Source organism: Asticcacaulis sp. W401b, from assembly GCF_046503825.1.
Classification (GTDB): domain Bacteria; phylum Pseudomonadota; class Alphaproteobacteria; order Caulobacterales; family Caulobacteraceae; genus Asticcacaulis.
In genome coordinates this window covers 1-961 of sequence record NZ_JBKFEE010000057.1, presented here as the reverse complement: position 1 = coordinate 961, position 961 = coordinate 1, and the positions used below count along the sequence as shown (strand labels likewise).

Genomic DNA, 961 nt, shown 5'->3' with positions numbered 1-961 from the left:
GACATGCTTCTTCTTGAGCTCCCGGTGGATCGCCGCCCAGTCAGGTTCCGAGCGCCGACGCTGCCCTTGCCGCGTCGCGGCCCTGCCGTAAAGCCGCTGTTCCAGTTCCGCATCCGTCACCGACGCCGAAAGCGGCCAGTCCAGTCCCGTGGCTTCGAACCGCTTCAGCATTTCCCTGACGGTTGTCTCTCCCATTCCTGATCGACGCGCAACTTCGCGGCCGCTCAGATGGGCTTCAAACTTAAGCAGCAAAATCTCGCGCACGCGGCGCATGGCTACTCTCTCCGTGGGCATCATCCGCTCCTGAAAAAGGAGCGAATTAACCACCAACGGACGCTGCCAACCTCAGCCCACAACTGCGCGGGATAATGTCGGAATGGGTGCGCGCCATCATCTCGGAATGCTGCGCGCCATCATGTCGGAATCCCGCGCGCGATCATCCCGGAATCTGCAATCATCGGGCTTGTGTGCCATGAACTGGGACTCTCCGCACGGCTGCGCGTGCAATCCTCCGGTGGCTTCGACTACACAAACATAAGGGAGGCCGGGGACTGGTCACTTGAGGTCGGACACCAAATCGGGGCCAGAACCTATATCAACCCCATAGGCGGTGCCGCGCTTTACAGAGCCGACCGTTTCCAGGCCCGCAACATGGAACTGAACTTTCTTAAGATGGATGAGAGGGTCTACGACCAGCAAAGGGCGGATTTTGAATCCTCCCTGTCCATTATTGATGTGCTGATGTTCACCGGTATCGACGGTGTGAAGGAAAGGCTCAAGGCCTGCCAAATCATACAGGCTCAGAACATGAGCTCATAATTAGGCAGTAAACTCATAAAACGGGTTTTCAAGCTGTCATACACATCCACTGATTTGGAGGCCGTTTTCATGACCCGTCGCCGCTATAGAACTGACAGCCGGGCAGGCTCATGATAGCCATATGGCTTTGCCCATGCTGAGC

The 961-nt window shown here is 57.0% G+C and carries 1 protein-coding gene and 1 pseudogene; one reads left to right on the top strand and one right to left on the bottom strand.

Going from position 1 to position 961, the window contains the following annotated elements:
* A pseudogene (locus tag ACK8OE_RS20850) lies at positions 1-273 on the bottom strand (IS21 family transposase); the annotation flags it as partial.
* A 150-nt stretch (positions 274-423) separates the two neighbouring features.
* Between ACK8OE_RS20850 and ACK8OE_RS20845 the strand changes: the two are divergent.
* Positions 424-819, top strand: coding sequence for a WbqC family protein (locus tag ACK8OE_RS20845; RefSeq protein ID WP_410274228.1), 396 nt, complete (start codon positions 424-426; stop codon positions 817-819).
* Positions 820-961: the final 142 nt, after the last annotated feature.